General features: G+C 69.4%; 24 protein-coding genes. 19 read left to right on the top strand and 5 right to left on the bottom strand.

What is annotated here, in order from left to right; translation table 11 throughout:
- Window positions 1–122 precede the first annotated feature (122 nt).
- The 6 genes from LRK53_RS03625 (at window position 123) to LRK53_RS03600 (ending at window position 5,198) form a co-directional block, all read left to right on the top strand.
- Window positions 123–887 carry an ABC transporter ATP-binding protein gene (locus LRK53_RS03625; protein WP_027494070.1) on the top strand — a complete coding sequence of 255 codons (765 nt, stop codon included), beginning with the start codon at window positions 123–125 and terminating at the stop codon, window positions 885–887.
- Window positions 884–1,654: an ABC transporter permease gene (locus tag LRK53_RS03620; RefSeq protein WP_027494069.1), complete on the top strand. Its 771-nt coding sequence runs from the start codon at window positions 884–886 to the stop codon at window positions 1,652–1,654. Before LRK53_RS03625 ends, LRK53_RS03620 begins: the two co-directional genes overlap by 4 nt.
- On the top strand, window positions 1,654–3,009 hold the full coding sequence (locus tag LRK53_RS03615; RefSeq protein WP_027494068.1) for a GldG family protein: 1,356 nt from the start codon (window positions 1,654–1,656) through the stop codon (window positions 3,007–3,009). The genes LRK53_RS03620 and LRK53_RS03615 overlap by 1 nt, the downstream gene beginning before the upstream one ends.
- Before the next feature lie 3 nt (window positions 3,010–3,012).
- Window positions 3,013–3,504: a hypothetical protein gene (locus LRK53_RS03610; RefSeq protein WP_027494067.1), complete on the top strand. Its 492-nt coding sequence runs from the start codon at window positions 3,013–3,015 to the stop codon at window positions 3,502–3,504.
- Window positions 3,505–3,520: 16 nt separating this feature from the next.
- On the top strand, window positions 3,521–4,348 hold the full coding sequence (gene mutM / locus LRK53_RS03605; protein WP_027494066.1) for a bifunctional DNA-formamidopyrimidine glycosylase/DNA-(apurinic or apyrimidinic site) lyase: 828 nt from the start codon (window positions 3,521–3,523) through the stop codon (window positions 4,346–4,348).
- A gap of 250 nt (window positions 4,349–4,598) precedes the next feature.
- Window positions 4,599–5,198 carry a nitroreductase family protein gene (locus LRK53_RS03600; protein WP_027494065.1) on the top strand — a complete coding sequence of 200 codons (600 nt, stop codon included), beginning with the start codon at window positions 4,599–4,601 and terminating at the stop codon, window positions 5,196–5,198.
- A gap of 110 nt (window positions 5,199–5,308) precedes the next feature.
- On the opposite strand, the gene LRK53_RS03595 is transcribed toward LRK53_RS03600, so the two are convergent.
- The 3 genes from LRK53_RS03595 to LRK53_RS03585 form a co-directional block, all read right to left on the bottom strand.
- Window positions 5,309–6,076, bottom strand: a complete 768-nt coding sequence (locus LRK53_RS03595) for a hypothetical protein (protein WP_027494064.1) — start codon at window positions 6,074–6,076, stop codon at window positions 5,309–5,311.
- A gap of 22 nt (window positions 6,077–6,098) precedes the next feature.
- Window positions 6,099–6,731, bottom strand: a complete 633-nt coding sequence (locus tag LRK53_RS03590) for a thymidine kinase (protein ID WP_027494063.1) — start codon at window positions 6,729–6,731, stop codon at window positions 6,099–6,101.
- A 125-nt stretch (window positions 6,732–6,856) separates the two neighbouring features.
- On the bottom strand, window positions 6,857–8,167 hold the full coding sequence (locus LRK53_RS03585; protein ID WP_027494062.1) for an NAD(P)/FAD-dependent oxidoreductase: 1,311 nt from the start codon (window positions 8,165–8,167) through the stop codon (window positions 6,857–6,859).
- A 103-nt stretch (window positions 8,168–8,270) separates the two neighbouring features.
- Here LRK53_RS03585 and LRK53_RS03580 point away from each other — a divergent pair, with 103 nt between their 5' ends.
- Window positions 8,271–10,253, top strand: a complete 1,983-nt coding sequence (locus LRK53_RS03580) for a UvrD-helicase domain-containing protein (RefSeq protein WP_235642505.1) — start codon at window positions 8,271–8,273, stop codon at window positions 10,251–10,253.
- A gap of 132 nt (window positions 10,254–10,385) precedes the next feature.
- Here LRK53_RS03580 and LRK53_RS03575 read toward each other — a convergent pair whose 3' ends face one another.
- Window positions 10,386–11,417: an AI-2E family transporter gene (locus LRK53_RS03575; RefSeq protein ID WP_027494060.1), complete on the bottom strand. Its 1,032-nt coding sequence runs from the start codon at window positions 11,415–11,417 to the stop codon at window positions 10,386–10,388.
- A 128-nt stretch (window positions 11,418–11,545) separates the two neighbouring features.
- On the opposite strand from LRK53_RS03575, the gene LRK53_RS03570 reads away from it, so the two are divergent.
- The 7 genes from LRK53_RS03570 to LRK53_RS03540 all read left to right on the top strand — a co-directional run bounded on the left by LRK53_RS03570 (window position 11,546) and on the right by LRK53_RS03540 (window position 19,832).
- Entirely contained in the window at window positions 11,546–12,445 is a 900-nt protein-coding gene (locus tag LRK53_RS03570) for a 5'-nucleotidase, lipoprotein e(P4) family (protein ID WP_027494059.1), read from the top strand.
- A 295-nt stretch (window positions 12,446–12,740) separates the two neighbouring features.
- Window positions 12,741–13,649, top strand: a complete 909-nt coding sequence (locus tag LRK53_RS03565; protein ID WP_027494058.1) for a hypothetical protein — start codon at window positions 12,741–12,743, stop codon at window positions 13,647–13,649.
- A gap of 31 nt (window positions 13,650–13,680) precedes the next feature.
- Window positions 13,681–16,347 (top strand): glycerol-3-phosphate 1-O-acyltransferase PlsB, encoded by a 2,667-nt coding sequence (gene plsB, locus LRK53_RS03560; protein WP_027494057.1) that lies wholly within the window; start codon window positions 13,681–13,683, stop codon window positions 16,345–16,347.
- Window positions 16,348–16,378: 31 nt separating this feature from the next.
- Window positions 16,379–17,734 carry a metal-dependent hydrolase family protein gene (locus tag LRK53_RS03555; RefSeq protein WP_027494056.1) on the top strand — a complete coding sequence of 452 codons (1,356 nt, stop codon included), beginning with the start codon at window positions 16,379–16,381 and terminating at the stop codon, window positions 17,732–17,734.
- 118 nt (window positions 17,735–17,852) lie between these two features.
- Window positions 17,853–18,620 carry a bifunctional demethylmenaquinone methyltransferase/2-methoxy-6-polyprenyl-1,4-benzoquinol methylase UbiE gene (gene ubiE, locus LRK53_RS03550; protein ID WP_027494055.1) on the top strand — a complete coding sequence of 256 codons (768 nt, stop codon included), beginning with the start codon at window positions 17,853–17,855 and terminating at the stop codon, window positions 18,618–18,620.
- Window positions 18,621–18,943: 323 nt separating this feature from the next.
- Window positions 18,944–19,210, top strand: a complete 267-nt coding sequence (locus tag LRK53_RS03545) for a DUF2249 domain-containing protein (protein WP_008438470.1) — start codon at window positions 18,944–18,946, stop codon at window positions 19,208–19,210.
- 7 nt (window positions 19,211–19,217) lie between these two features.
- The gene (locus LRK53_RS03540) at window positions 19,218–19,832 is read left to right on the top strand and encodes an FmdE family protein (protein ID WP_027494054.1); all 615 of its coding nucleotides are present in this window, start codon (window positions 19,218–19,220) and stop codon (window positions 19,830–19,832) included.
- A 222-nt stretch (window positions 19,833–20,054) separates the two neighbouring features.
- Here LRK53_RS03540 and LRK53_RS03535 read toward each other — a convergent pair whose 3' ends face one another.
- Window positions 20,055–20,987, bottom strand: a complete 933-nt coding sequence (locus LRK53_RS03535) for a DMT family transporter (RefSeq protein WP_027494053.1) — start codon at window positions 20,985–20,987, stop codon at window positions 20,055–20,057.
- A 140-nt stretch (window positions 20,988–21,127) separates the two neighbouring features.
- On the opposite strand from LRK53_RS03535, the gene LRK53_RS03530 reads away from it, so the two are divergent.
- The 5 genes from LRK53_RS03530 to LRK53_RS03510 all read left to right on the top strand — a co-directional run bounded on the left by LRK53_RS03530 (window position 21,128) and on the right by LRK53_RS03510 (window position 26,243).
- Window positions 21,128–21,622: an Lrp/AsnC family transcriptional regulator gene (locus LRK53_RS03530; protein ID WP_027494052.1), complete on the top strand. Its 495-nt coding sequence runs from the start codon at window positions 21,128–21,130 to the stop codon at window positions 21,620–21,622.
- A 26-nt stretch (window positions 21,623–21,648) separates the two neighbouring features.
- Window positions 21,649–23,343, top strand: coding sequence for an acid phosphatase (gene acpA, locus LRK53_RS03525; protein WP_235642504.1), 1,695 nt, complete (start codon window positions 21,649–21,651; stop codon window positions 23,341–23,343).
- A gap of 154 nt (window positions 23,344–23,497) precedes the next feature.
- Window positions 23,498–24,451 carry a prolyl aminopeptidase gene (gene pip, locus LRK53_RS03520; protein WP_027494051.1) on the top strand — a complete coding sequence of 318 codons (954 nt, stop codon included), beginning with the start codon at window positions 23,498–23,500 and terminating at the stop codon, window positions 24,449–24,451.
- Window positions 24,452–24,477: 26 nt separating this feature from the next.
- Complete coding sequence (locus LRK53_RS03515) at window positions 24,478–25,770, top strand: SDR family oxidoreductase (protein ID WP_235642503.1); 1,293 nt, start codon at window positions 24,478–24,480, stop codon at window positions 25,768–25,770.
- Window positions 25,767–26,243, top strand: coding sequence for a DUF2269 family protein (locus LRK53_RS03510; RefSeq protein WP_027494049.1), 477 nt, complete (start codon window positions 25,767–25,769; stop codon window positions 26,241–26,243). The genes LRK53_RS03515 and LRK53_RS03510 overlap by 4 nt, the downstream gene beginning before the upstream one ends.
- The last annotated feature ends 23 nt before the right edge of the window (window positions 26,244–26,266 follow it).

Raw genomic sequence — 26,266 nt, 5'->3', positions numbered from 1 at the left:
CCGCCAGCACGGCGAACCACAAATGATAGCAGTCGGTCAAGAGCCGGACGCTAAAGTGACGTTATCCACGCCCGCGGCCTGCGCCTGTTGTCTAACGATGGGGGCGCCGTGACAATCACGCAATGACCTCGTCGCCTGCCGATTCATCCCCTCCCGTCCTGCGTCTGCACCGGCTCAGCCGCCGCCGCGCCGGCCGCGCCGCCGTGCAGGATCTCAGCCTGGAGCTGCAAGCCGGCCAGGTAATGGGCCTGCTGGGCGTGAACGGCGCCGGCAAGTCCACCACCTTGTCGATGATCGCCGGCGCACTGAAGCCCGACAACGGCAGAATCGAGCTGAGTGGCGAGGATTTTCTGGAACAGCCGGAACTGGCCCGCACGCAGATCGGCTGGCTGCCGGAACGCGCGCCGGTGTGGGCCGAGCTGAGCGTCGAAGAGCATCTCGACGCGCATGGCCGCTTGCGCGGATTGAACGGCGCCGCGCTGCGCCAGGCGCGCAGCGCGATCATCGAGCGGCTGGAACTGCAGCCGCTGGCCCGGCGCCTGGCCGGCGTGCTGTCGCAGGGCCAGCGCCAGCGCCTCGGCCTGGCCTGCGCGCTGCAGCACCGCCCCGCCCTGCTGGTGCTGGACGAGCCGGCCAACGCGCTCGATCCGGTGCAGGTCGCCGCGCTGCGCACGCTGATCCGCGAGCAGGCCGCGGCCGGCACCGCGGTGATCCTGTCCACTCATCTGCTGGCCGAAGTCACCGCGGTGTGCGACCGCGTGGCGATCCTGCACGAGGGCACGCTGCGCCACGATGGTCCGGTGCGCGCCGACGACCACGCCGCGCTGGAAAAGACCTTCTTCGGCATCGCGATGAACGGCGGCACCGCACCGGCACGCGCCGCATGAGCCACGCATTCATGAACACCGTCGCCGTGACGCGACTGGAGTGGCGCCGGCTGCTGGTGCGCCCGCTGGCCTGGGCGCTGGCGGCGCTCACCGTAGCCTGGCTGGCGTGGAACTTCACCCTGCTGCTGGGCGGCTTCCTGGCCGGGCAGATCCAGCGTGCCGCGCTGCCGGACGGCCCCGGCTTCACCGACCTGGTCGGTGTGCCGCTACTGGCCCAGCTGGCCCAGCTGGCGTTCCTGGTGGTGCCGCTGCTGACCATGTCGACGCTCGCCGGCGATCGTCGCAACGGCACCCTGCCGCTGCTGTTCGCCGCGGGCGTGCCGGCCTGGCGCATCGTGCTGGGCAAGTACCTCGCAGTGCTGGCCTGGCTGCTGCTGTGGCTGGTACTGACCCTGGCGATGCCGCTGGCGCTGATGCACGCCACCCACTTCGACTGGGGCAAGCTGGCCGCCGCCACGCTGGGCCTGGCGCTGATGCTGGCGGCGCTGGCCGCGGTCGGCGTGGCCTGTTCGAGTTTCGCCTCGCATCCGGCGCTGGCCGCCGCCGCCGCGCTGGTGATCGCGCTGGCGCTGTGGAGCGTGAACCTGGGCGCGCAGATGGCCGGCGTCAACGGCGGCGCGATCAACTGGCTGGCAATGAGCACGCACCTGCAGCCGTTGCTGCGCGGGCTGGTCTCGAGCACCGACATCGCCTGGTTCGCGCTGCTGATCGTGCTGGCGCTGGCGCTGGCCACGCGCCGGCTCGACGCCGAACGGGAGCGCGGCTGATGCACCATCTATTCAGACGTCTGGACGGCTGGCTGTTCGCGCTGCTGCTGGTGCTTGCCGTCGCGGCGGTCGGCTACCTCAGCACGCGCTACGCGCATCAGGCCGACTGGACCGCGAACGGTCGCACCAGCCTGTCGCCGGAAAGCCGCGCGGTGCTGGCCCGCCTCGACGGCCCGGTGGAGATCACCAGCTACGCCAACCCGCAGGGCAACCTGCGCCAGACCGTGGCCGGCTTCCTGCAGCGCTACCAGACGGTAAAACCCGACCTCACGCTGCGCTTCGTCGATCCGCAGCTGGACCCGGCGAAGATGCGCGAGCTGGGCATCACCGTCGACGGCGCGCTGATCCTGCACTACAAGGATCGCGAGCAGCGGCTGGACGAGCTGTCCGAGCGCAGCCTCACCAACGCGCTGGAACGGCTGCTGCGCGGCAGCGACCGCATCGTGGCCTTCGTCACCGGCGACGGCGAACGGCGCGCCGACGGCCAGGCCAACGCCGACCTCGGCACTTTCATCACGCAGCTGGAAGCGCGCGGCATGCGCGCGGTGCCGCTGAACTTCGCCCAGGTCAGTGCGGTGCCCGAGCACACCGACCTAGTGGTGCTGGCCAGCCCAAGCCTGGCGCTGCCGCCGGGCGCGGTGCAGGCGCTGGTCGCCTACGTGCAGAACGGCGGCAACCTGCTGTGGCTGAGCGAGCCGACGAACGATGATCTCGGCCTCGCTCCGCTGGCCGCCGCGCTCGGCGTCCGTGTGCTGCCGGGCGTGCTGGTCGACGGTTCCGGCGCCGCGCTGGGCCTGCACGACCCGCGCCTGATCGCGCTGGGCAGCTACCCGCCGCAAGCGATCACGCGCGGCTTCACCCTGACCACGCTGTTCCCGCAGGCCTCCGCGCTGGCGCAGCTGGCGCAGGGCGACTGGGCGGTCAAACCATTCCTGCGCTCCGGCGCGCAGAGCTGGACCGAGTTCCAGCCGATCGACAACGCCAAGCCCTCGGACATCCGCTACGACGCCGACGCCGGCGAACTGAAGGGCCCGCTGGACTTCGGCTTCGCGCTGAGCCGGTTGTCGCCCAGCCCGGGCAAGAGCGAGCAGCGCGCGGTGGTGATCGGCGACGGCGACTTCCTCTCCAACAGCTTCCTCGGCAATGGCGGCAACCGCGCGCTGGGCGAGCGCGTGTTCGACTGGCTGCTCGGCGACGACAAGCTGATCCAGATGCCGCCGCGCGGCGCGCCAGATCGCCTGCTGAAGATCTCGCAAGCCGAACTGAACGCGCTCAGCATCGGCTTCCTGGTCGTGCTGCCGCTGTTGCTGCTGCTCGCCGGCGGCCTGATCGCATGGCGCCGGCGGCGGCGCTGAGCGATGAAGCGCGCCACCCGCCAGCGCCTGTGGCTGTTGCTCGCCGTGTTTGCGCTGCTGCTGCTCGCCGGCTGGCAGTGGCAGCGTGACGCACGCACCGCCACCGGCAACCTCACCGCGCTCGATCCCACCGCCATCACGCACATGGCGCTCACCCTGCCCGGCGCACCCGCCGAACACTACGAGAAGCGCGACGGCCACTGGTGGCGCGTTGACGGCACGCCCGCGCGGGCCGTCGATGCCCGGCTCAACGATCTCGCCGACACTGCCGCCGCGCCCGTGCTGAGCTGGCGCCCAGCCAGCGACTTCGAGCCGGCGAAGATCGGGCTGGCGCCGCCGCGCGCCGTGTTGCAACTGGACGGCCAAATGCTGGAATTCGGCGAGGCGTCAGTCACCGGCCCGCAGCACTACGTGCAGGTGGGTCAGCGCGTTGCGCTGGTATCGTCGCGCTACATGCCGCGCTCGCCGGCGACGGCGACCACCGAACTGCATTGAATCGCGGGATCACACCTTGCCCGAACTGCCCGAAGTCGAAACCACCCGCCGCGGCATCGCGCCGTATGTGGTCGGCCGCCGCGTCACTGGCGTGACCCTGCGCCGGCCCGACCTGCGCTGGCCGATTCCGCCGGAGATCACTGCACTGCTGCCCGGCCAGCGCATCGACGCAGTGGAGCGCCGCGCGAAGTATCTGCTGCTGCAAACGCAAGCCGGCAGTGCGCTGCTGCACCTGGGCATGACCGGCGTGCTGCGCGTGCTGCCGCCGGACGCGCCGGTGGGCAAGCACGACCATGTCGACATCGCGCTGGAGCGCACGAGCGCGCAGGCGCCGCGCATCCTGCGCTTCACCGACCCGCGCCGCTTCGGCTGCCTGCTGTGGCAGCCGCCCGGCACCATCCACGAGCTGCTCGCCGGGCTTGGCCCCGAGCCGCTCACCGACGCCTTCGACGGCGACCTGCTGTGGCGGCGCTCGCGTGGCCGCACGGCGGCGGTGAAACTGTTCCTGATGGACAACGCCGTGGTCGTCGGCGTGGGCAACATCTACGCCAGCGAGGCGCTGTTCCGCGCCGGCATCGACCCGCGCAAGCCGGCCGGCAGCGTCTCGCGGGTGCGCTACGCACGGCTGGCCGCCGAGGTGAAACGCCTGCTGGCCTGGGCCATCGAACGCGGCGGCACCACCCTGCGCGACTTCCTCGCCCCCGACGGCGCGCCCGGCTACTTCTTCCGGGAGTTGATGGTCTACGGCCGCACGGGCGAACCGTGCCGTACCTGCGCCACGCCGATCAGGCAGGTCACGCTGGGGCAACGCTCGACGTTCTGGTGCCCCCGCTGCCAGCGGTGACGCGCGCGGCGCCCCGTTCATTCATCGTTCCCCTGCGGAAACGGACTAGCCACAAATCGCCAGCTACCCAGGCCGCGCGACGAACCTAACATAGCGGTCGTGGATCGCGATGTTGCGCGGACGGGCAGCAAACCGGAAACCCGGTCCGGCCCGGCAACGCAAAGCGGCTGAAAGCCGACTTTTTCCCGAAAGCCCGCTTGTTGCGCGCCGCGATTCCCATGCATCGAACCCACATGCCCGAGGAATCACCATGAACAGCCCCCTGATCGAAAAGCTCAAGCAGCGCCGCACCCAGTACGCGCTGGGCAGGAACGTATCGCTGGACAAGGAAGCCCTCACCAGCCTGATCAAGGAAGCGATCCGGCACACGCCTTCGCCGTTCAACTCGCAAAGTTCGCGCGCGGTGATCCTGTTCGGCAAGCAGAGCGAGCAGTTCTGGGAACTGACCAAGCAGGAGCTGAGCAAGATCGTGCCGCCCGAGGCGTTCGCCAACACCGTCGCCAAGCTGGACGGCTTCGCTGCAGGCATCGGCACCGTGCTGTTCTACGAGGACCAGTCGGTGGTGAAGGGCATGCAGGATCAGTTCGCGTTGTACGCGGACAACTTCCCGATCTGGTCCGAGCAGAGCAGCGGCATGGCCCAGTTCGCCGTGTGGCTGGCGCTGACCGAGGCCGGCGCGGGCGCCAGCCTGCAACATTACAACCCGGTGACGGACGAGGCGGCCCGCAAGGAATGGAACGTGCCGGCGTCGTGGAAGCTGCGCGCGCAGATGCCGTTCGGTTCGAACGAAGGCGGCTTCGGCGAGAAGGCCTTCATGGACGACGCGCAGCGCTTCATCATCAAGAGCTGAGCCGGTACCCCACGCGCACGCTCGAAGGGGGCGACACCCGTGTCGCCCCCTTCGTCGTCATGGCGGCCGGCTCTTTCCGGCAAGCACGGCGGCGCTGCCGTCGCGGGCCTTCATTCCGCCCAGCGGAACTCAACGTGAGTGTTGTTGAACTCGGGGTCGTCGAGGCTGCCGCCCGGCTGCGCCACCAGGCCGCCGGGGATGCCGTCGACGTCGAGTTGCTGGCCGGCGCTGAAGTGCGCGCCCAGCGACAGCAGTTCCACCAGCTTCTCGCACAGCACGCCGGCGCGGTCGAGGTCGCGTTCGGGCACGTGGCGCAGGCTGAGGTCGGGGCGGCCGAACTTGCGCATGCCGCGGGTGTGCACCCAGGAGCGGTCGCCGCCCTCGTCGCTGCGCAGAATCAGCACGTGGTTGCGCGGCGGCGCGCCGTCCTTGATCAGGTAGTGGCGACGCCAGTGCTCGGCGTCGAACAGGGTGAGGATCTGCGGGTCGAGGATCGCGCTGCCGCCCACGTCGAGCATGCCGGCCAGCACGCCCAGCGTGTCGCGCAGGTAGTCGAGGCTGGCGCCGTCCTTGAGCACGCCGCGCACCACCAGCACCTCGGGCGCGATGCGCGCTTGCTCGTACGCCTCGGGCGTATCCTCCCTGATCAGCCGGCCCAGCGCGCCGTGCAGCGGATAGCCCTCCCACTGGCGCAGCACCGCGTTCTGGAAGCGCTGGATCTCCACGCCCGCGGGCAAGCCGGGACTGCCGTAGCGCGGCGACGGGATCTGCAGCTCCGGCGCGAACTTGCCGAACACGTAGAACTGCAGCACCACCTCGTTTTCGCCGGGCTGCCAGTACGGCCGCGGCCAGCTGACGTGGGGAGTGGCTTCGCTCATGCGGATTCCTTGATGGCTCGGTTCATTCGCGCTCACCCAGCGGCAGCACGGTCTGCTGCAGCTCGATGCGGCCGGTGCCCTCGCTGATCTTCTTGAACTCGGCGCGGCTCACCGAGACATAGCGTTCGTTGCCGCCGATCTCAACCTGCGGCCCGTCGGTGACGGCACGCCCATGCTCGTCCACACGCACCACCATGGTCGCCTTGCGCCCGGTGTGGCAGATCGTCTTGATCTCCTGCAGCTCGTCGGCCCAGGCCAGCAGGTAGCGGCTGCCCTCGAACAGCTCGCCGCGGAAGTCGGTGCGCAGGCCGTAGGCCAGCACCGGGATGCCGAGCCGATCGACCACGTCGCTGAGCTGCCACACCTGCGCCTTGCCGAGGAACTGCGCCTCGTCGACGAACACGCAGTGCAGCGGGCCGTGCGCGGCGATGTCGGCCTCCACCAGCGTCAGCAGGTCCTCGTCGCCAGGGAAGCGCCGCGCGGCCGCCTTCAGGCCGATGCGCGAGGCCACCACGCCATCACCGAAGCGGTCATCCAGCGCCGGGGTGAGGATCAGCGTGCGCATGCCGCGCTCGTGGTAGTTGTACGCGCTCTGCAGCAGCGTGGTGGTCTTGCCGGCGTTCATTGCCGAGTAATAGAAGTAGAGCTTGGCCATTGGGAGCCGGGAATAGGGAGTAGGGAATAGGGAATGGCAAGAGCTGCGCCGTGGCCCAGCTGTGCTCCCCAGTTTCTCACGGACGTCCGCCCGCGAGAGCGGCGGCTTTTCCTATTCCCTACTCCCTATTCCCGGCCCACAGGCGCGCGAGCCTGGGCCAGCCGATAACGGCGTTCGGCGCGGCTGCGGCGCCAGTCGTGCAGGCACAGGATCGCGTAGACCAGCTTGAACAGCTGCAGCCGCCACAGCACCTTCGGCGTGTCGAACAGGTCGCCGGCTAGCATCGAGATCACCGCCTGCTCCAGCTGCCAGGTGTTGCGCGGCGAGCGCAGCATCTGCCGCATCACCGGCCCGTTGAAGCGGTGGATGAAGAACGCGAAGCGTGCCATGCCCTTGCGCTGGCGCCGCTCCAGCCGGCGCAGCAGGGCCCGCTCGCACCGCGGTTCGCGCAAGGCCGCATCGACCAGCTCGGCGACCCGCTCCGCGCCATCCATCGCCAGGTACACGCCGGAGGAAAACACCGGATCGAGGAAGGCGAATGCATCGCCCACCAGCACCCAGCCCGGGCCGCCCATGCGGGTCGCGTCGTAGGAATAGTTGCCGGTGACATGCACCTCGTTGCCGATCAGCCCGGCGCGCTCGACACGCTGCCACAGCGCCGGGTTGAGTCTCAGTGTATCGAGCAGGAACTCCACCGTGCGGCCCTTGCGCTGCTTCAGGTAATCCGGCCGGCACACCGCGCCCACGCTCATCACCTCGTCGGGCAGCGGGATCATCCACATCCAGCCATGCGCGAAGCGGTAGATGCTGACGTTGCCGGCATCTTCGCCGTCGCGCCGGTCGGCGCCGCGGAAGTGGCCGAAGATTGCCGCACTCTGGTGCCGGGCGCTCTTGCGCCGCAGCTTCATCTTCGTCGCCAGCAGCGCATCGCGGCCGCTGGCGTCCACCACGTAGCGCGCCCGGATCGCGTAGTCGCGGCCGTCGTCGGTGCGCACCTCCAGCCGGCTCTCACGCGGGCCGCGCTGCTCCACCCGCAGCACCTCGTGCCCTTCGCGCGCGTCGGCGCCGCAGCCGCGCGCATGCTGGTACAGCATCCGGTCCAAATCCTGCCGCCACACCTGGTACGCATGTGGCGGGCTGTGTCCGATCGCACGGGCGAACGCGTAGACGTTGTAGCCGCACGCGTCGTCCGTCTCGAAATCCGCGCCGCGCTTGAACACGCCCAGCTCGCGCACCTTGCCCAGCACGCCCAGCCGCTCGAACACCGGCAGGTTCATCGGCAGCAGCGATTCGCCGATGTGGAAGCGCGGGTGGCGCGCCTTCTCCAGCGCAATCACCTTGTAGCCGCGGCGCGCCAGCAGGGTGGCGGCGGTACTGCCGCCGGGGCCGCCGCCGATCACCGCCACGTCGCACTGCTCGACTTCCAGTTCCGCCATGCCATTCCCCGGACTGTGCGCGCACCCGATTATGGCCGAAGCTGGCAGGTGCGCCAGCGGCGCTCTGCTACCATCGACCGCCGCCTCACGCCTCGCCCGATCCATGCTCAATCCGCAACAACTGGCCGCCGTCGAACACTGCGATACCCCGCTGCTGGTGCTGGCAGGCGCGGGTTCCGGCAAGACCAGCGTGATCACGCAGAAGATTGCCTACCTGATCCAGCGTCGCAAGCTGGCCGCCTCGAAAATCGCCGCGATCACCTTCACCAACAAGGCCGCGCGCGAGATGCGCGAGCGCGTGGCGAAGCTGATCAGCAGCGAGGATGCCGCCGCGCTCACGGTGAGCACGTTCCATGCGCTGGGGCTGAAGTTCCTGCAGATCGAGCACGCGCGCGCAGGCCTGCGCCGCGGCTTCTCGGTGCTGGACGCGGACGACAGCGAGGGCATCGTGAAGGAGTTGGCGCCGAAGGGCGCCAAGCCCGACGTGCTGTTCGGCCTGCGCAACCTGCTCAGCCGTGCGAAGAACGGCGGGCTGTCGCCGGAAGAGGCGCTGGCCGCCGCGCGCAGCCCGCGCGAGCTGGAGGCGGCGACGATCTACGAGCTGTACCAGGCGCGCCTGGCCACGTTCAACGCGGTGGATTTCGACGATCTGATCCGGCTGCCGCTGCGCATCCTTGAAAGCGACGACGAATGCCGCGACGCCTGGCGCGAGCGCCTGCGCTACCTGCTGGTGGACGAGTACCAGGACACCAACGACGCGCAGTACCGCCTGCTCAAGGTGCTGGCCGGCGAACGCGGCCACATCACCTGCGTGGGCGACGACGACCAGTCGATCTACGCCTGGCGCGGCGCCAACCCGGAGAACATCGACCAGCTCGGCCGCGACTGGCCGAACCTGCGCGTGATCAAGCTGGAACAGAACTATCGCTGCGGCCGGCGCATCCTGCGCGCAGCGAACGCGCTGATCGCGCACAACCCGCACAGCCACGAGAAGAAGCTGTGGAGCGAGCACCCGGAAGGCGCGCCGATCCGCGTGCTGGAGTGCAAGGAAGCCGAGCACGAGGCCGAGAAGATCGCCTCGATCGCCACCACCCTGGCCGAGAAGCACAAGGCGCGCTGGGACGACATGGCGATCCTCTACCGCGGCAACTTCCAGGCGCGGGTTCTTGAAAAAGCTTTACGTCTGGCGCGCATTCCGTACCACCTCACCGGCGCCTTGAGCTTCCTCGACCGCGCCGAGGTGAAGGACCTGCTGTGCTACCTGCGCCTGCTGACCAACCCCAGCGACGACGCCGCGTTCCTGCGCGTGGTCAACGTGCCGAAGCGCGAGATCGGCGCGACCACGCTGGAGAAGCTGGGCCAGCTCGCGCAGTCGCGCCACTCGTCGCTGCTCGACGCCACCCGCAGCGACGGTGTGCTGCGCCAGCTCACCCCGCGCCCGGCCGCGGCGCTGGCTTCGTTCGCGAACCTGCTGGACGAACTACGCAGCGCCTCGCTGCACCAGAGCGCGGCCGACCTGGTCGAACTGATCCTGAAACGCACGGGTTACGCGGCGCAGATCGCCGCCGGCACCACCGACGCGACGGTGCGCGAACGCAAGCTGGGCAACCTGAAGGAACTGGCCGACTGGTTCCGCGCGATGCAGAAGGGCGGCAACAGCGCCGGCGACCTCGCCGCGCAGCTCGCCCTGCTCAGCCACGCCGACCGCGACGAACCCGGCAACGCGGTGCGCATGATGACCCTGCACGCGGCGAAGGGGCTGGAGTTCCGCTTCGTCTTCATCGCCGGCTGCGAGGACGGCACGCTGCCGCACGAGGGCGCGCTGGACGAAGGTCGCGTCGACGAGGAGCGCCGGCTGATGTACGTCGGCATCACCCGCGCCAAGGAACTGCTGACGCTGTCGTGGTCGGCCAAGACCAAACGCTACGGCGAGGTCCACAACAACCAGCCCAGCCGCTTCCTGCACGAGTTGCCGCAGGCCGACCTGCACTGGCAGGGCAAGGACCCGGAAGCGGACAAGGAAGTGACCCGCGAGACCGCCGAGTCGCACATGGCGCGGATCAAGGCGATGCTGGCCGGCGGCTGATTGGCGCGGGATCCGGGAGACATCGCCCGCAAGCGGACACCTGCCGCCGATGCGCGCTTTTGTAGGAGCGCACCCTGTGCGCGATGCTCTGATGTCGAACGGAGCCAAGAGCATCGCGCACAGGATGCGCTCCTACAGCAGGCCCTCGGCTTCCAGCTCGCTCTTCAGGTACGCATAGTAGATCGGCGCGGCGATCACCCCGGGCAGGCCGAACGCAGCCTCCATCAGCAGCATGGCCACCAGCAGCTCCCACGCGCGGGCACGGATCTGGGTGCCGACGATGCGCGCGTTGAGGAAGTACTCCAGCTTGTGGATCAGCACCAGGAAGACCAGTGCGGCGATGCCCACGCCCAGCGACACCGACAGCCCGACCACGGTGATCGCGGTGTTGGAGATCAGGTTGCCGAGCACCGGCAGCAGGCCAACCACGAAGGTCACCACCACCAGCGTCTTGGCCAGCGGCACGTGGATGCCCATCAGCGGCAGCAGGGCGAGCAGGAAGACCGCGGTGAACAAGGTGTTGATCAGCGAGATCTTGATCTGCGCGAACACGATGTTGTGGAACGCCTCGGCCAGTCGCTGGCAGCGCAGGCTCAGCGTCGCCGCCAGCGGGCCCATCTGGTGCGCCGGACGGGTGCGGCTCAACGCCACGATCGCGCCCAGCACCAGGCCGATCAGGATGTGCAGCAGCACGCGCACCACGCCCTTGCCCGCCAGCTGCAACGTGGCCGCGTGCTTGTGCGCCAGCTCGATCGCGCCCACGCGCAGGTCGTCGACGCTGTCCGGCAGGTTGTTCACCAGGATCGGCGGCAGCTGCTGGCGCGCCTTTTCCACCAGCGGCATCAGCTGCTGCTGCCACAGCAACTGCGGGTTGCCGATCTCGCGCTGGAACACGCTGATCGCGCCAAGGATCAGCAGGATCAACAGGCCCACCACCACCGCGCCGAGCAGCGCGACCACCACCACCCGCGCGCGGTCGCCGGGAATGCGCCGGCCCAGCAGCGGCACCATCGTCTGCACCAGCTCGAACACCAGCAGGCCGGCCAGCAGCGCCGGCAACAGGTGGATCTCCACGATCAGCAACAGCGCCGTGGCCGCCAGCAGGTAACTTGCGTAGCGGACGACCGTCGAAGGCGGGCGCAGGGCGGGCAAGCTGGAGTCCATGCGAAATGAAACCGTGGGAAGCGGGAGCGCCAGTCTGTCAGCAGCCCGCCGTGGCTGCCAGCCCTGCCATGGGGCTGTCGTAAACTGCGTTCATTGTTTCGCTTCGATTATTTCCAGGGAACGCCTTCATGCCGTTGCGTCTTTCCACGTCGCTGCTCGCGCTGGCCCTGCTGGCCGGCTGCGCCAGCGCTCCCCGCCATCCTGCGGCCGTGGCGACGCCCGCTGCGCCGGCCCCGGCGGCAACCACGGTCAGCGTCGCCGCCAACGACAACCTCAACGCGGTGGCGTGGAGCCAGACCGCGATCGAACACGACCTGATCTACCTGCAAACCTACCGCGACGCCCAGACGCGCCTGCTCGCCGCCATGAAGGACCGCCAGTGGGACGCGCTGGCCAAGGACGACCGCGTGGCGCCGGCCGGCGGCCTCAGGCCGGCGGTGGTGCTGGACATCGACGAGACCGTGTTGGACAACTCGCCGTACCAGGCGCGCCTGGTGCGCAGCGGCGGCGAATACAACGAGGCGGACTGGGCCGAATGGTGCAAGCAGGAAAGCGCGGGAGCGCTTCCCGGCGTGGTCGAGTTCACCCGGTTCGCCGCCAAACACGGCATCGCCGTGCTCTACGTGTCCAACCGCGCCAAGGACCTGGACCAGGTCACCCTGGCCAACCTGCGCAAGGCCGGCCTGCCGGTCTCCGGCCCGGAGGCGTTCCTCGGCCTGGGCACCTTCGTCGAAGGCTGCGAGCAGGTCGGCACCGAGAAGGGCTGCCGGCGCCAGCTGATCAGCCGCAAGTACCGCGTGCTGATGCAGTTCGGCGACCAGATCGGCGACTTCGTAACGGTGCTGGCGAACAATGCCGCCGGTCGCCAGCGGGCGATGGCGCCGTATATGGGCTGGATCGGCTCGCGCTGGTTCGTGTTGCCGAATGCGACCTACGGTTCGTGGGAGCCAGCGCTGTTCAACAACGACTGGTCCGCGCCGCTGGAGCAGCGGCGTCGGCAGAAGATCGACGCGCTACGCTACGAGTAGAGAAAACATCTTTCAGAAACAGCGGATTATGAGGTAATGCAAAAGCATTGCCTCAACTTTAACGAGCGGGTAATATTTGACCCGCCAACACCTGCTGACCAAGATCTTTGCAGGCAAGGCCATTTCCCTTCCGGCTCCGCCGGATTTCCCCGCGAGGCCAACGCCCGCGGGGTTTTCTTTTCCGGCCCCGCGAAAACTCGCGCCGCGCCCTTGTTTCGCGACCGCCGTGGCCCTTACCCTGCGCGCTCACCCGCCCCGTGGCGCCTGCTCCGCCACCATCCACCGCGAGACGCCAATGCGACTTCGCCATGCGATGCCGATGCTGCTTGCCGCGCTGCTGCTGGGCGCCTGCCACGGCAGGGACGAGGCGGCACAAGCCGGCGGCAGCACGCCGCAGGCGGCGCTGCAGGCCTCGATCGACCTGCTCAAGGCCGGCGACTTCGACCGGTTGTGGAAGCACGCGCTGCCGCCGGCCGACTATGCCAACCTGCGCGCCGACTGGCGCCTGCAGCAGCGCGATGCGCAGCCGACCAGCGCCGAGGACCGCGCCCGCCTCGACCAGTCCATGCGCAAGCTCACCGGCCCGGACGCCGAGAACCAGCTGTACGCCGAGCTGCAACCGAAGCTGGCCGCGATGGAGCTGCAGTACCACGACCAGCTGCCGGTACTGATCAGCATGGGCGAGGCCACGCTGAAAAGCGCCATCGCGCAGAGCCGCACGCTCAGCGACGCGCAGAAAACCCAGCTCGACGGCGCGCTCGACGCGCTGCTGCCGTGGGCGCAGCAGACGCCGTGGTTCGACCAGGCCCGGGCGAAGCAGGCGGTCGGCGTGGCCGTGGCGACGGCGCGCCAGCTGGACCTGAAGGACCCCGACCAGCTGCACGCGATGGATTTTGACGCCAGCATGGCCAAGTACGCCGTCGCCTGGAGCGGCCTCAAGCGGTTGCTGGTGATCTACGGCCTGTCGGTGGACGACACGCTCGACTCCGTGCGGCTCACCCCGCTCACCAACACGGCCGGCCGCGCGGTGGTCAGGGTCGACTACACCCTGCTCGGCAAGCCGCTGTCGGCCGAAACGGCGCTGGTGCAGGAGAACAGCCGCTGGTACAGCGAGGACCTGTTGCACAATGCGCGCCGCTCGCACCGCCAGCTGCAGCAACAGGCGGCACCAGCCACCGCCGCCAGCGCCGTTGCGAAAGACTGAACGACGCAGCCGTTAGAATGGACGGATGCAAATGACTACCGCCGCGGACTCCCCCGCCCGCCCTCGCGCCCCCTGGTGGTTCAACCTGGCCGGCCAGCTGCTGCAGCCATGGGTGCGCATCCGCCGCGACCCGGCCGAGCCTGCCGCCCTGCTGCAGGCCGGCGTGCCGGTCTGCTATGTGATCGAGCGCGATGGTTTTTCCGACGCGCTGATCCTGCAGCGCGCCTGCCGCGAGGCCGGCCTGCCCAACCCGATGCAGCCACTGGCCGGGACCCGCCGGCGGCGCTCGGTGTTCGCGCTGGCGCGGCGCGACGGCAGCCTGCTCGGCCGCAACCGCAAGCGCAATCCGAACGAGGCGCTGCGGCAGCTGGTCCACTCGCTGGAGGGTCTGCCCGAAAGCGACATCCAGATCATGCCGGTATCCATCTATGTGGGCCGCGCGCCCAGCCGCGACAGTGGCTGGTTCCGCGTGCTGTTCTCGGAAAACTGGGTGATGGTGGGCCGCTTCCGCCGCATGCTGGCGCTGCTGCTGAACGGACGCGACACGGTGGTGCATTTCTCCACGCCGGTGTCGCTGCGCCAGACCCTGGAAGAATCGGGCGGGATCACCCCCGAGCGCTTCGCCCGCAAGGTCTCGCGGGTGCTGCGCACCCACTTCCACCGCATCCGCGCCGCGGTGATCGGGCCGGACCTGTCGCACAAGCGCACGGTGGTCGACGCGGTGCTGAACGCCGAGCCGGTGCGTGCGGCGATCGCCGCCACCGCGGCGAAGGAGAAGATCAGCCACGCCAAGGCCTGGCGCAAGGCGCATCAGCTGGTGCTGGAGATTGCCGCCGACTACTCGCACCCGGTGGTGCGCTCGGCCTCGTTCCTGCTGTCCAACTTCTGGAACAAGCTGTACGACGGCATCGCCATGCACCACTTCGACAAGGCGCGCGCCGCCGCGCCCGGCCACGAGGTGATCTACGTGCCCTGCCACCGCAGCCACGCCGACTACCTGCTGATGAGCTACCAGCTGCACGTGTCCGGCGTGGTAGTGCCGCACATCGCGGCAGGCGTGAACCTCGACCTGCCGTTGATCGGACCGATCCTGCGCCGCGGCGGCGCGTTCTTCCTGCGCCGCAGCTTCCGCGGCAACGCGCTGTACTCGGTGGTGTTCAACGAATACGTGGCGCAACTGATCGACCGCGGCGTGCCGATGGAATACTTCATCGAAGGCGGCCGCTCGCGCACCGGGCGGCTGCTGGCGCCGCGCGCCGGCATGCTGGCGATGACCATCCGCGCGTTCCTGCGCGCGCCGCGCCGGCCGGTGCTGTTCCAGCCGGTCTACATCGGCTACGAGAAGCTGATGGAGGGCAAGAGCTACATCGGCGAGCTCAGCGGCCAGCCGAAGGAGAAGGAGTCGCTGCTCGGCCTGCTCAAGGGACTCAAGGTGCTGCGCCAGCGCTACGGCCACGTGGCGCTGAATTTCGGCGAACCGATCGAGCTGACCCCACTGCTGGACGCGGCCAGCGACCATTGGCGCAGCGCCGGCACCGATCCCGAGGCGAAGCCGGAATGGCTGGGCGCGGTGACCGACCGCCTCGCCAAGCAGATCCAGGTCAACATCAACCGCGCCGCCGACGTCAACCCGATCAACCTGCTGGCGCTGGCCCTGCTGGCCACGCCGAAGCACGCGATGGCCGAGAGCGACCTGCTGACCCAGCTCGACCTGGGCAAGGCGATGCTGGAGGAACTGCCGTACTCGGACCGCATCACGCTGACCCCGATGAACCCGGCGGCGATCATCGCCTACGGCGAGCAGATGGGCTGGATCCAGCGCGTGCAGCACCCGCTCGGCGACGTGCTCACCGCCACCGGCGAGCGCGCGGTGCTGCTCAGCTACTTCCGCAACAACGTGCTGCACCTCACCGCCACCGCCGCGTGGGTGGCGTGCTGCTTCCTCAACAACCGGCGCATGTCGCGCTCCTCGATCCTGCGGCTGGGCCGGATCATCTACCCGTTCATCCAGGGCGAGCTGTTCCTGCCGTGGGACGAGGACGGCTTCGTCGCACAGTTGCAGGCCACCATCGACTTCTTCGTGCGCCGCGGCCTGCTCGAAGCGGTCGCCGACGGCCGCGTGCTGGAACGCAGCCCCGGCCAGGACGACGGCGCGTTCCAGCTCAGGGTGATCGCGCGCAGCCTGATCCAGGCCTTCGAACGCTACTACATCACCATCGCCGCGCTGGTCAAGAACGGTCCGCACACGCTGACCGGCGCCGAGCTGGAGAACGCCTGCTCGCTCACCGCGCAGCGACTGTCCCTGCTCAACGAGCTGACCGCGCCGGAGTTCTTCGACAAGGCGTTGTTCCGCGGCTTCATCCAGAAGCTGCGCGAGCGGCGCATCGTGTGGACCGACGACGCCGGCAAGCTCGACTACGACGCCTCGCTGGAAGGCATGGTGCGCGACGCGCGGGTGATCCTTTCGCGCGAGGTGCGCCACTCGATCCTGAAGATCACCCCCGGCGGCGACAAGGAGCCGGCGGCGGGCGATCCGGCCGTCGCCCCCGACGCACTGCCCGCCGACGCCGCGGCGACGGACCTGCATCGACGCCACGTCGACACCGAACAGCACGAGCACGAGCGGCGCAGCGGCAGCGATCGCCGCCTGCCCGACGCCACCGAGCCGCCGCCCACGCACCGCGATGCCGCCGAGTAGGATGGCCGCACTGCCACCAGGGGATCCACCGATGTCCATGCCTCGCCTGCTGCTCGCCGTCGCCGTCTCGTGCCTTCCGCTCGCGGCCGGCGCCGATGCGCCGGCCCGCGACGATGCCGGCAGCCAGCGGATCAACCTGATCGAATGCGCGCGCCTGCTCGATCCCGCCGCCGGCAGGATGCTGGGCCAGACCACCCTGGTCGTCGAGGATGGCCGGATCAAGGAGATCCACCCCGGCGCCATCGACATCGAACCGTACCGCAAGGCGGCCAGCAGCTTGAGCGTCGCCCGGCTGCCGGACGCCACCTGCATGCCGGGACTGATCGACTCGCATACGCACCTGACCATGCAGTTCAGCAGGGACTCCTACAGCGACAAGTTCCGCCTCAATCCGGCCGACCACGCGATCCGCGGCACCGTCTACGCGAAGCGCACCCTGCTGGCCGGCTTCACCACGGTGCGCAACCTCGGCGACGACGACAATGCGTCATTCGCATTGCGCAATGCGATCAACGCCGGCCTGGTACCCGGCCCGCACGTCTTCAGCGCCGGCAAGCCCGTCGGCAGCACCGGCGGCCACGCCGATCCGAGCAACGGCTTCCGCTGGGACCTGCAGGGCGATCCCGGCCCGAAGGACGGCATCATCGACTCGCCCGCCGAGGCGTGGAAAGCCGTGCGCCAGCACTACAAGGACGGCGCCGACCTGATCAAGATCATGCCCTCCGGCGGCGTGCTGGACGAAAGCTCCAGCTCCGGCAACCCGCAGATGACGCTGGAGGAGATCAAGGCCGTGGTCGCCGCCGCGCACGACGACGGCTTCACCGTGGCTGCCCACGCGCATGGCGCCGAGGCAATCCGCCGCGCCGTGCTCGGCGGGGTCGACTCGGTCGAGCACGGCACCTTCATGGACGCGCCGGACATGAAGTTGATGAAGGAACACGGCACCTGGTACGTGCCCACCATCGTCGCCGGCCAGTACGTGATGGAGAAGGCGAAGCAGGGCTGGTATCCGCCGCAGGTCGCGCGCAAGGCGGAGGAAGTCGGCCCGCTGATCCTGGCCACCGCCGGCAAGGCGTACAAGGCCGGCGTGAAGATCGCCTTCGGCACCGACGCCGGCGTCTATCCGCACGGCGACAACGCCAGGGAATTCGTCTACATGGTGCAGGCCGGCATGCCGCCGATGTTCGTGCTGCAAGCCGCCACCACCCACGCCGCCGAACTGCTGCACAAGTCCGACCAGCTCGGCCGCATCGCGGTGGGCCGCGGCGCCGACGTGATCGCCGTACCGGGCAATCCGCTGGACGACATCAGCGTCATGCAGCACGTCAGCTTCGTGATGAAGGACGGCGTGGTCTACAAGCAGGACGGCAGGCCGACGGTCCAATGAGATAGCTGCGCTGGTTGCGTTTGCGCCCCCCTGAAAGAGTGTTGGGGGGCGCCCTTGCTGCATGCCCGGCTCTCCCGAATCCCGAATTCCGAATCCCGTCTCCAGTAACATCGCCCCGATGAACAATCAGCCCAATACCCCGCCCGAATCCACCACCCACTTCGGCTTCCGCGACGTGCCGGTCGGCGACAAGCAGAAGCTGGTCGGCCAGGTGTTCACCTCGGTCGCGAAGAGCTACGACCTGATGAACGACCTGATGTCGTTCGGCATTCACCGGCTGTGGAAACGCCATTTCGTCGCGGTCAGCGGCGTGCGCCGCGGCGACCGCGTACTGGACCTGGCCGGCGGCACCGGCGACATCGCCGCGCTGCTCAAGCCGGTGGTGGGCGACGAGGGCGAGGTGGTCGTCGGCGATATCAACGCGGCGATGCTCGGCGTGGGCCGCGACCGCCTTACCGACCGCGGCCTGGTCGCCGGCCTGCGCTGGGCCCAGCTCAACGCCGAACGGCTGCCGTTCCCCGACAACTCCTTCGATGCGGTGACCATGGCCTTCGGCCTGCGCAACGTCACCGACAAGGACCGGGCGCTCGCCGATATCTGCCGCGTGCTGAAGCCCGGTGGCCGCGCGCTGGTGCTGGAGTTCTCGCGCGTACAGAGCGAGCTGTTCGGCAAGCTGTACGACTTCCACTCGTTCAAGGTGCTGCCGAAGCTGGGCCAGCTGTTCGCCGGCGATGCCGACAGCTACCGGTACCTGGCCGAGTCGATCCGCAAGCATCCCGATCAGGAAACCCTGAAAGGCATGATGGAGCGCGCCGGCTTCGGCCGCGTCGAGGTGCGCAACCTCACCAACGGCATCGTGGCGATCCATCGCGCGTACAAGTTCTGAGAGGTTGTGATTTTTTCAACCTCTCAGGTCGGCCAGGGCGAGGGCATGGCGAGGGCATGGATGCCCGAGTTGAGGCAACGCAGGGAGCGGTTGCCCGATGCCCGAGTTGAGGCGACGCAGGAGCGGTTGCCCGATGGCCGAACATGAAACAGTCACGCCAGTGACTGTTTCATGGGAGCAAGTCCGGGCGCGTACCGGACTCGCGACTGAAGCAAACCACGGGAAGTGGTTTTCTTCACGAGCCCTGGGCGTCTGATCCAGATCAGTGGCCGCCGGCAGGGCGCGGCGTATGTTGGGTGCTCCCTTACTGCGAGCACCCACCCATGTCCATCGACGCCGTTGCCGAACAGAACGTCCACCTCTTCGACGCCCGTGGCGTGGCGCGGCGCTTCCGCCACTCGGCGATCTTCGGCGCGATCGGCGCCCTGCGCTCGGGCGAGACGATGCGCTTCGTCAACGACCACGACCCGATCCCGCTGATCGCCCAGCTGCGCGAGCGCCTGGGCGACAACCTCACCGTGACTTATCGCCAGCGCGACGCCGACGCCGTGGTGATCGACTTCGGCATCACCGGCCTGCCGACCGAGTGAGCGGCGCATGAACTACCCCGCGTTCTACGAACAGGCGCCGCGCATCCGCATGCGCGACCCGTTGGCGGCCTTCCTCGGCGCCGCCGATGACGGCCTGCTGGAATATGCCTACGTCGATGCCGTGCGACTGGCCGGCCATTCCTGCCCCACCGTGGCCGGTGCCTGGCTGATGGCGCGCACCGCGCTGCGCGCGCTGTATCCGGACGAAACGGCCGAGCGCGGCGGCGTTGCGGTGCATATGCCAGCCGCCGAGGGCGACGGCGTCACCGGCGTCATCGCGCAGGTGCTGACTCTGGTCACCGGCGCCGCCGCGGGCAACGGCTTCCACGGCATTGGCGGCCGTTTCGTGCGGCAGTCGCTGCTGGGCTACGCGACCACCCCGGGCGCCGCCGCGGTGCAGTTCAGGCGCCGCGACAACGGCGCCACCGTGGCGGTGGAGCTGGACCTGTCCACCGTGCCGGCGGCCCCGAACCTGCGCGAGCTGATGGTTGGCGCACTGCAGCCCGGTGCCGGCGCGGAGCAGCGCGCTGCCTTCGCGCAGGCTTGGCAGGGCCGCGTGCAGCGCCTGCTGCTGGAACACGCGGACGACCCGCAGGTGCTGCGCCTGACCCGGCTGAACTGATCGGCCGCGCTCAGAGCTTGTGAAGAAAACCACATTCTGTGGTTTTCTTCGATCGCGAGTCCGGTACACGCCCAGACTCGCTCACATGAAACAGTCACTGGCGTGACTGTTTCATGTTCGGCCATCGGGCAACCGCTCCCTGCGTTGCCTCAACTCGGGCATCCATGCCCTCGCCATGCCCTCGCCCTGGCCGACCTGAGAGGTTGAAAAAATCACAACCTCTCAGGCCTGTTCGCAGGTCCGCGCGCACGCCGGTGCCGCTGCAGCCACCGGTGGCGCCGGGCGACGGCGCGCATTGGCCAGCACCACGCCGCCGATGGTCACCGCGCCACCGACCAGGATCAGCGCGTTCGGCACCTCGTGCAGCCACAGCCAGCCGATCAGCAGTGCGATCGGCGGCGACAGGTAGATGAAGCTGCTGACCCGCGACGCCGAGGCGCGGTTCACTGCCATGTTCCACGCCAGATAGCCGACGAAGGTCGGCGCGATGCCCAGCCACAGCAGTGCGCCGATGTGCGCCCACGATGCTACCCGCAGCGCCTGCGGCAGGTGCCAGCCGAACGGCAGCGCGGCGAGCGTGCCGGCGAAGAACGCGAACGCGGTGACGCCCAGCATGCTGTTGCGTGCGAACAGCGCTTTCTGGCCGACGAAGAAGATCGCCGAGACAGCCACGCAAACCAGCACCAACAAGGCATGCGGATCCATCTCCACGCGCTGCCCGCTGGCCAGCACCACCAGCACCGTGCCGAGCAGCGCCACCGCCAGGCCGATCCAGGTGCGCAGCGTCAGCCGTTCGCGCAGCCACAGCGCCGACACCGCCGCGGTCGCGGCCGGCACCAGCGAGATCAGGATCGAGGCGGTGCCGCTGGCGATCCGTGTCTCGGCGTAGTTCAGGCACAGGTGGTAGACGGTGAGGCCGAGCACGCCAAGCAGGGCCAGCAGCGGCCAGTCGCGCCGCGCCGGCAACGGCACGCGCTTCACCCACAGCAGCGCAGCAAAGCACAGCGAGCCGATCAGCAAGCGCGCGAACGCCACCTCGCCCGGGGTGAACGCGGGCAAAGCATAGGCGATCGCGGCGTACGCCGACGACCAGGTCAACAGGGCAATCGCGATGGCGGTCAGGGCGCGGCCATCGAGACGTTCAACGGTATCCATGGGGACGGATTCCTGGGTGGGGGAAGTGCGCATCCTAGTCTTGGCGCTCGGGTCGGGGAATAATGCGCCGAATCGCTTTCCCGCTATTTCGCCAGCGATCGGCATCATTTTTTCGGGGTCCCGCCTTGGAATCGAAAGTCATCGAAGCGAAGCCGGAACTAGACGGCAAGGACTGGCAACTGCTGGAGGCGCTGCAGCAGGACGCGCGCCTGGGCTACGCCGAACTGGGCCGCAAGGTGCGCCTCTCCGCGCCGGCGGTGGCCGAGCGGGTGAAGCGGCTGGAGGAGGCCAGGGTGATCAGCGGCTACCGCGCCAGCGTCGATCCCAAGCGGCTCGGCTACGGCATCAGCGCGATGATCCGCCTGCGCTGCGACGGCGCCGCCTGCGCGCGCATCGGCGCGCTGGTGGAGGACATTCCCGAAGTGCTCGAATGCCGCCGCCTGGCCGGCGAGGATTCGGCCCTGCTGCACGTGGTGGCCATGTCGATCGGCCACCTCGAAGCCGTGCTCGACCGCCTGCTGAAGACCGGCGCCAGCACCAGCACCACCACCCTGATCGTGCTGCAGACGCCGCACGAACACCGCCCGCTGACCCGCGCGATGTGGAATGCGGCACGGGCCATGTCCGACGACTGATCCGCACCCCGCCAGCGACCGACCCCATGACCGACCCGACCAAGCCGACCGACGACAGGCGCCCACTTTCGCCCGACGAGGCGCCCGTCGACCCCGAACGCCGCCGCCTGCTCGGCGGCATCGCGCTGGCCGGCGCGGCATTCGCCGTCGGCGGCTGCACGCCGTTCGGCGGGCGCACGCCGGCGCCGACCGCCGCCGAGGCGGCACTCGATGTGCAGCTGCGCCGGCACATCCGCCACGTGGTGGTGCTGTACGCCGAGAACCGCAGCTTCAACAACCTGTTCGCGGGCTTCCCCGGCCTGGCCCGGCCGCTGCAGGCACTCGACTCGCCGGCCTACCGCCAGCGCGACCGCGACGGCCGCCTGCTCGATACGCTGCCGCCGATCTGGGGCGGCATGGTGCCGCGCGCGCAGACTGTCGATGGCCGCCATTACCAGATCGGCGAACACGCGCTCGGCAGCCTGCCGAACCGCCCGTTCGCCCTGGCCACGCCGGACGGTGCGCCGCTGCCGCAGAGCGTAATCACCCGCGACCTGGTGCACCGCTTCTACGAGAACCAGCTGCAGATCAACGGCGGCCGCAACGACGGCTTCGTCGCCTGGGGCAACACCGGCGCGATGACCATGGGCCACTACGCCGATGGCGCGGCCCACCTGCGGCTATGGCGGCTGGCCCGCCAGTACACCCTGTGCGACAACTTCTTCATGGGCACCTTCGGCGGCTCGTTCCTCAACCACCAGTACCTCGCCGCGGCACAGCCGCCCTACTACCCGCACGCCGACCGCAGCCCGGCGAAGTTCCAGATCGCCACGCTGGAAGACGGCCCCACCGGCATCCGTCCGAAGCTGGCCGAGGACTCGCCGGCCAACGCGATGCAGGGTCGCGCGAAATTCGCTACGGGCGACGCGCTCACCCCCGACTTCTGGGCAGTCAACACCCTGGGGCCGGCCTACGCGCCGGCGTTCGGCCACGACAAGCGCGACCCGCGTTTCGCCGACGCGGACAGCCCGAACACCCTGCCCGCGCAAAGCCACCTCACCATCGGCGACGCGCTGTCCGCGGCCGGGGTCGACTGGGCCTGGTACGCCGGCGGCTGGCAACTGGCGCTGGACGGCCATGGCGACGGCGACCACCAGGCGTTTCCGGAAGTGCCCAACTTCCAGCCGCACCACCAGCCGTTCAATTACTTCCGCCAGTTCGCGCCGGGCACGGCGGCGCGTGCGCAGCACCTGCGCGACGCCGGCAGCGGCAGCGAAGCGGCCAGCAACCACTTCATCGCCGCAGCCGCCGCCGGCACGCTGCCGCCGGTGGCGTTCTACAAGCCGCAGGGCGATCTCAACATGCATGCCGGCTACGCCAGCGTGGACGCCGGCGACCGCCACCTGGCGCAGGTGGTCGAGGCGCTGCAGGCCAGCCCGCTGTGGCCGAACATGCTGGTGCTGATCACCGTCGACGAGAATGGCGGCTGGTGGGACCACGTGCCGCCGCCGAAGGGCGACCGCTGGGGGCCGGGCTCGCGCATTCCCACGCTGGTGGTGTCACCGTTCGCGAAGCAGGGTTTCGTCGACCACGCCGTCTACGACACCGGCTCGATCCTGCGCTTCATCACCCGCCGCTTCGGCCTCAGGAAACTGCCCGGCCTCACGCTACGCGAGGAAGCGATGATCGCCGCCGGCGGCCCGCCGCCGGGCGACCTCACCGCCGCCCTGCAATTCGCCTGACACAACGAGCTCCCTCCCCTGCAAAGCAGGGGAGGGTTGGGGAGGGGTGCTCTTGCTCTTGAGTCAAAAGCTCCACCCCTCCAGCCTCCCCTGCGACCGAAGGAAGTCCCTTTGGGGCACGCAAGGGGGAGGAAAATCCACAAGAGGCCCCGCCATGCGCGAGATGTACCCCGAGATCGAGCCGTACCGCAGCCAGCGCATCGCCGTCGATGCGATCCACCGCCTGCACGTGGAGGAATGCGGCAACCCCGCCGGCCTGCCGGTGGTGTTCCTACACGGCGGCCCGGGCGCGGGGTTATCGGCCTACCACCGGCGCTTCTTCAACCCGGCGTACTACCGCATCGTGCTGTTCGACCAGCGCGGCGCCGGGCAATCCGCGCCGTTCGCCGAACTCACCGACAACACTACCTGGCACCTGGTCGCCGACATCGAGGCGATCCGCGAGCAGCTGGAGATCGAGCGCTGGGTGGTGTTCGGCGGCTCGTGGGGCTCGACGCTCGCGCTGGCCTACGCACAGGCGCACGCCGAGCGCGTGCTGGGGCTGGTGCTGCGCGGCATCTTCCTGGGCCGGCCGCAGGAGCTGCGCTGGTTCAACGAACTCGACGGTGGCGCCGCGCAGATCTTCCCCGAGCGCTGGGCGCACTTCCTCGATTTCATCCCCGAGGCCGAGCGCGGCTCGATGCTGGACGCCTACTGGAGCCGCCTCACCAGCGACGACGAAGCCACCCGGCTCGCCGCGGCGCGGGCGTGGAGCGCGTGGGAGGGCGGCAGCACCACGTTGCTGCACGACCCCGATGCCGGCGGCGACTTCGAGGACCCGCACAAGGCGGTCAGCCTGGCCGTGATGGAAGCGCACTACTTCCGCCACAATATCTTCCTCGAACCCGACCAGCTGCTGCGCGACATCGGGCGCATCCGCCACCTCCCCGCCGCCATCGTGCACGGCCGCTACGACATCATCTGCCCGATGAAGAGCGCCTACGACCTCAGCCAGGCCTGGCCCGAAGCGCAGCTGCACGTCGTGCTGGCCGGCCACAGCGCCACCGACCCGGCGATCGTCGACCAGCTGGTGCAGGCCACCGACCGCCTGGCGGACCGCTATTGCTGAAGCCATCCGCAGCCAGGGAGGGAAGCATGCGCGTACTGGTCACCGGCGCCTACGGTTTCATCGGCGCACACATCGTCGCGGCGCTCACTGCGGGCGGCCATGAAGTCGTCTGCGCGGTGCGCGGTGCGCGCGTCGACACACGCTTTCCCGGACTGCGCGCGATCGCCTGCGACATGGCGCGTGACCTGCGCTGCGAGGACTGGCTGCCGCGGCTGGACGGCATCGATACGGTGGTGAACTGCGTGGGCATCCTGCGCGAGCGCGGTGCCGACACCTACGCCGCCGTGCACGAGCAGGCACCACTGGCGCTGTTCCAGGCCTGCGTGCGGCGCGGCGTGCGCCGGGCGATCCAGATCTCCGCGCTGGGTGACCCTGCCGACGGCGACTTCGTCGCCTCCAAGCACCGCGGTGACGCGGCACTCGCCGCGCTGAAACTGGATTGGCTGGTGCTGCGCCCCTCGCTGGTCTACAGCGCGCGCGGCTCCTACGGCGGCAGCTCGCTGCTGCGCGCGCTGGCGGCCCTGCCCGGCGCGCTGCCGCTGCCGGCGGGTGGCACCCAGCGCGTGCAACCCATCGCGGCGGAGGACGTCGGCGTCGCCGTGGTCGCCGCACTGGCGCGCCCCGATGTCGCGCACCGCATCATCGAGTTGGTCGGCCCCGAGGCGATGCCCCTGCGCGACTACCTGCTGGCGTGGCGCCGCTGGCTGGGTTTCGGCCGCGTGCGCATCCTGTCCGTGCCACTGCCGCTGGCGCGCGGCGTCGCCGCGCTGGGCGAATGGCTGGGCCACGGCCCGCTGGGCCGGACCATGCTGCGCATGCTCGAACGCGGCAACGTGGGCGCCGCCGACGCCGTGACGCGCCTGCGCGACACGCTGGGCCTGTCGCCACGGTCGCTGCAACGCGCGCTCAACGAGGCGCCCAGCCAGGTGCAGGATCGCTGGCACGCGCGGCTGTACTGCTGGCTGCCGCTGCTGCGCGTGCTGCTGGCCCTGCTGTGGCTGGGCTCCGGCGTGGTGGGCTGGACGACCTCCGCGCACGAGATGCAGGCGTTGGCCGCCGGCAGCCCGCTGGGCGGCGAGGCGGCGCTATGGCTGACGCGCCTGACCGCCAGCGTCGACCTCTCGCTGGGCGCGCTGTGCCTGCTGCGCTGGCGGCCGCGGCCGGTGCTGGGCGCGATGCTGGCGATGCTGCTGGGCTACACGCTGGGTGTCGGCCTGCTGTGGCCTGCGCAGTGGCTGGCGCCATTCGGCGGCCTGCTGAAGAACCTGCCGCTGATCGCGGCACTGGCGATCCTGCTGGCCACGGACGAGCGCCGATGAACACCTATGTTCTGCTGAAGACCCTGCACATCCTCTCCTCCACCGTGCTGTTCGGCACCGGGCTCGGCACCGCCTTCTTCATGTGGTTCACCCATCGCAGCGGCCAGCTCGCCGCCATCACGGTGGCGGCAAGGCTGACGGTGCGTGCGGACTTCCTGTTCACCACACCGGCGGTGATCGCGCAGCCGGTCACCGGCGTGCTGCTGATGCGCGAGCTGGGTTTCGGCTTCGCCACGCCCTGGTTGCAGGCGGCCATCGCGCTGTACCTGCTGGCCGGTGCCTGCTGGCTGCCGGTGGTGTGGCTGCAGTGGCGGACGCACCAACTCGCCGATGCCGCGCTGCGCGACGGCACGGCGCTGCCGCCGGCCTACCATCGCTGCATGCGCGCCTGGTTCGCGCTGGGCTGGCCCGCGTTCCTCGCGGTGATCGCCACCTTCTGGCTGATGGTGGCCAAGCCACCGCTATGGGGCTGAGCCTCATCCGCCACGACTCCCGG

Source organism: Rhodanobacter thiooxydans, assembly GCF_021545845.1.
In the GTDB taxonomy this organism is placed as follows: Bacteria; Pseudomonadota; Gammaproteobacteria; order Xanthomonadales; family Rhodanobacteraceae; genus Rhodanobacter.
This window is presented reverse-complemented; position numbering and strand designations above follow the sequence as displayed.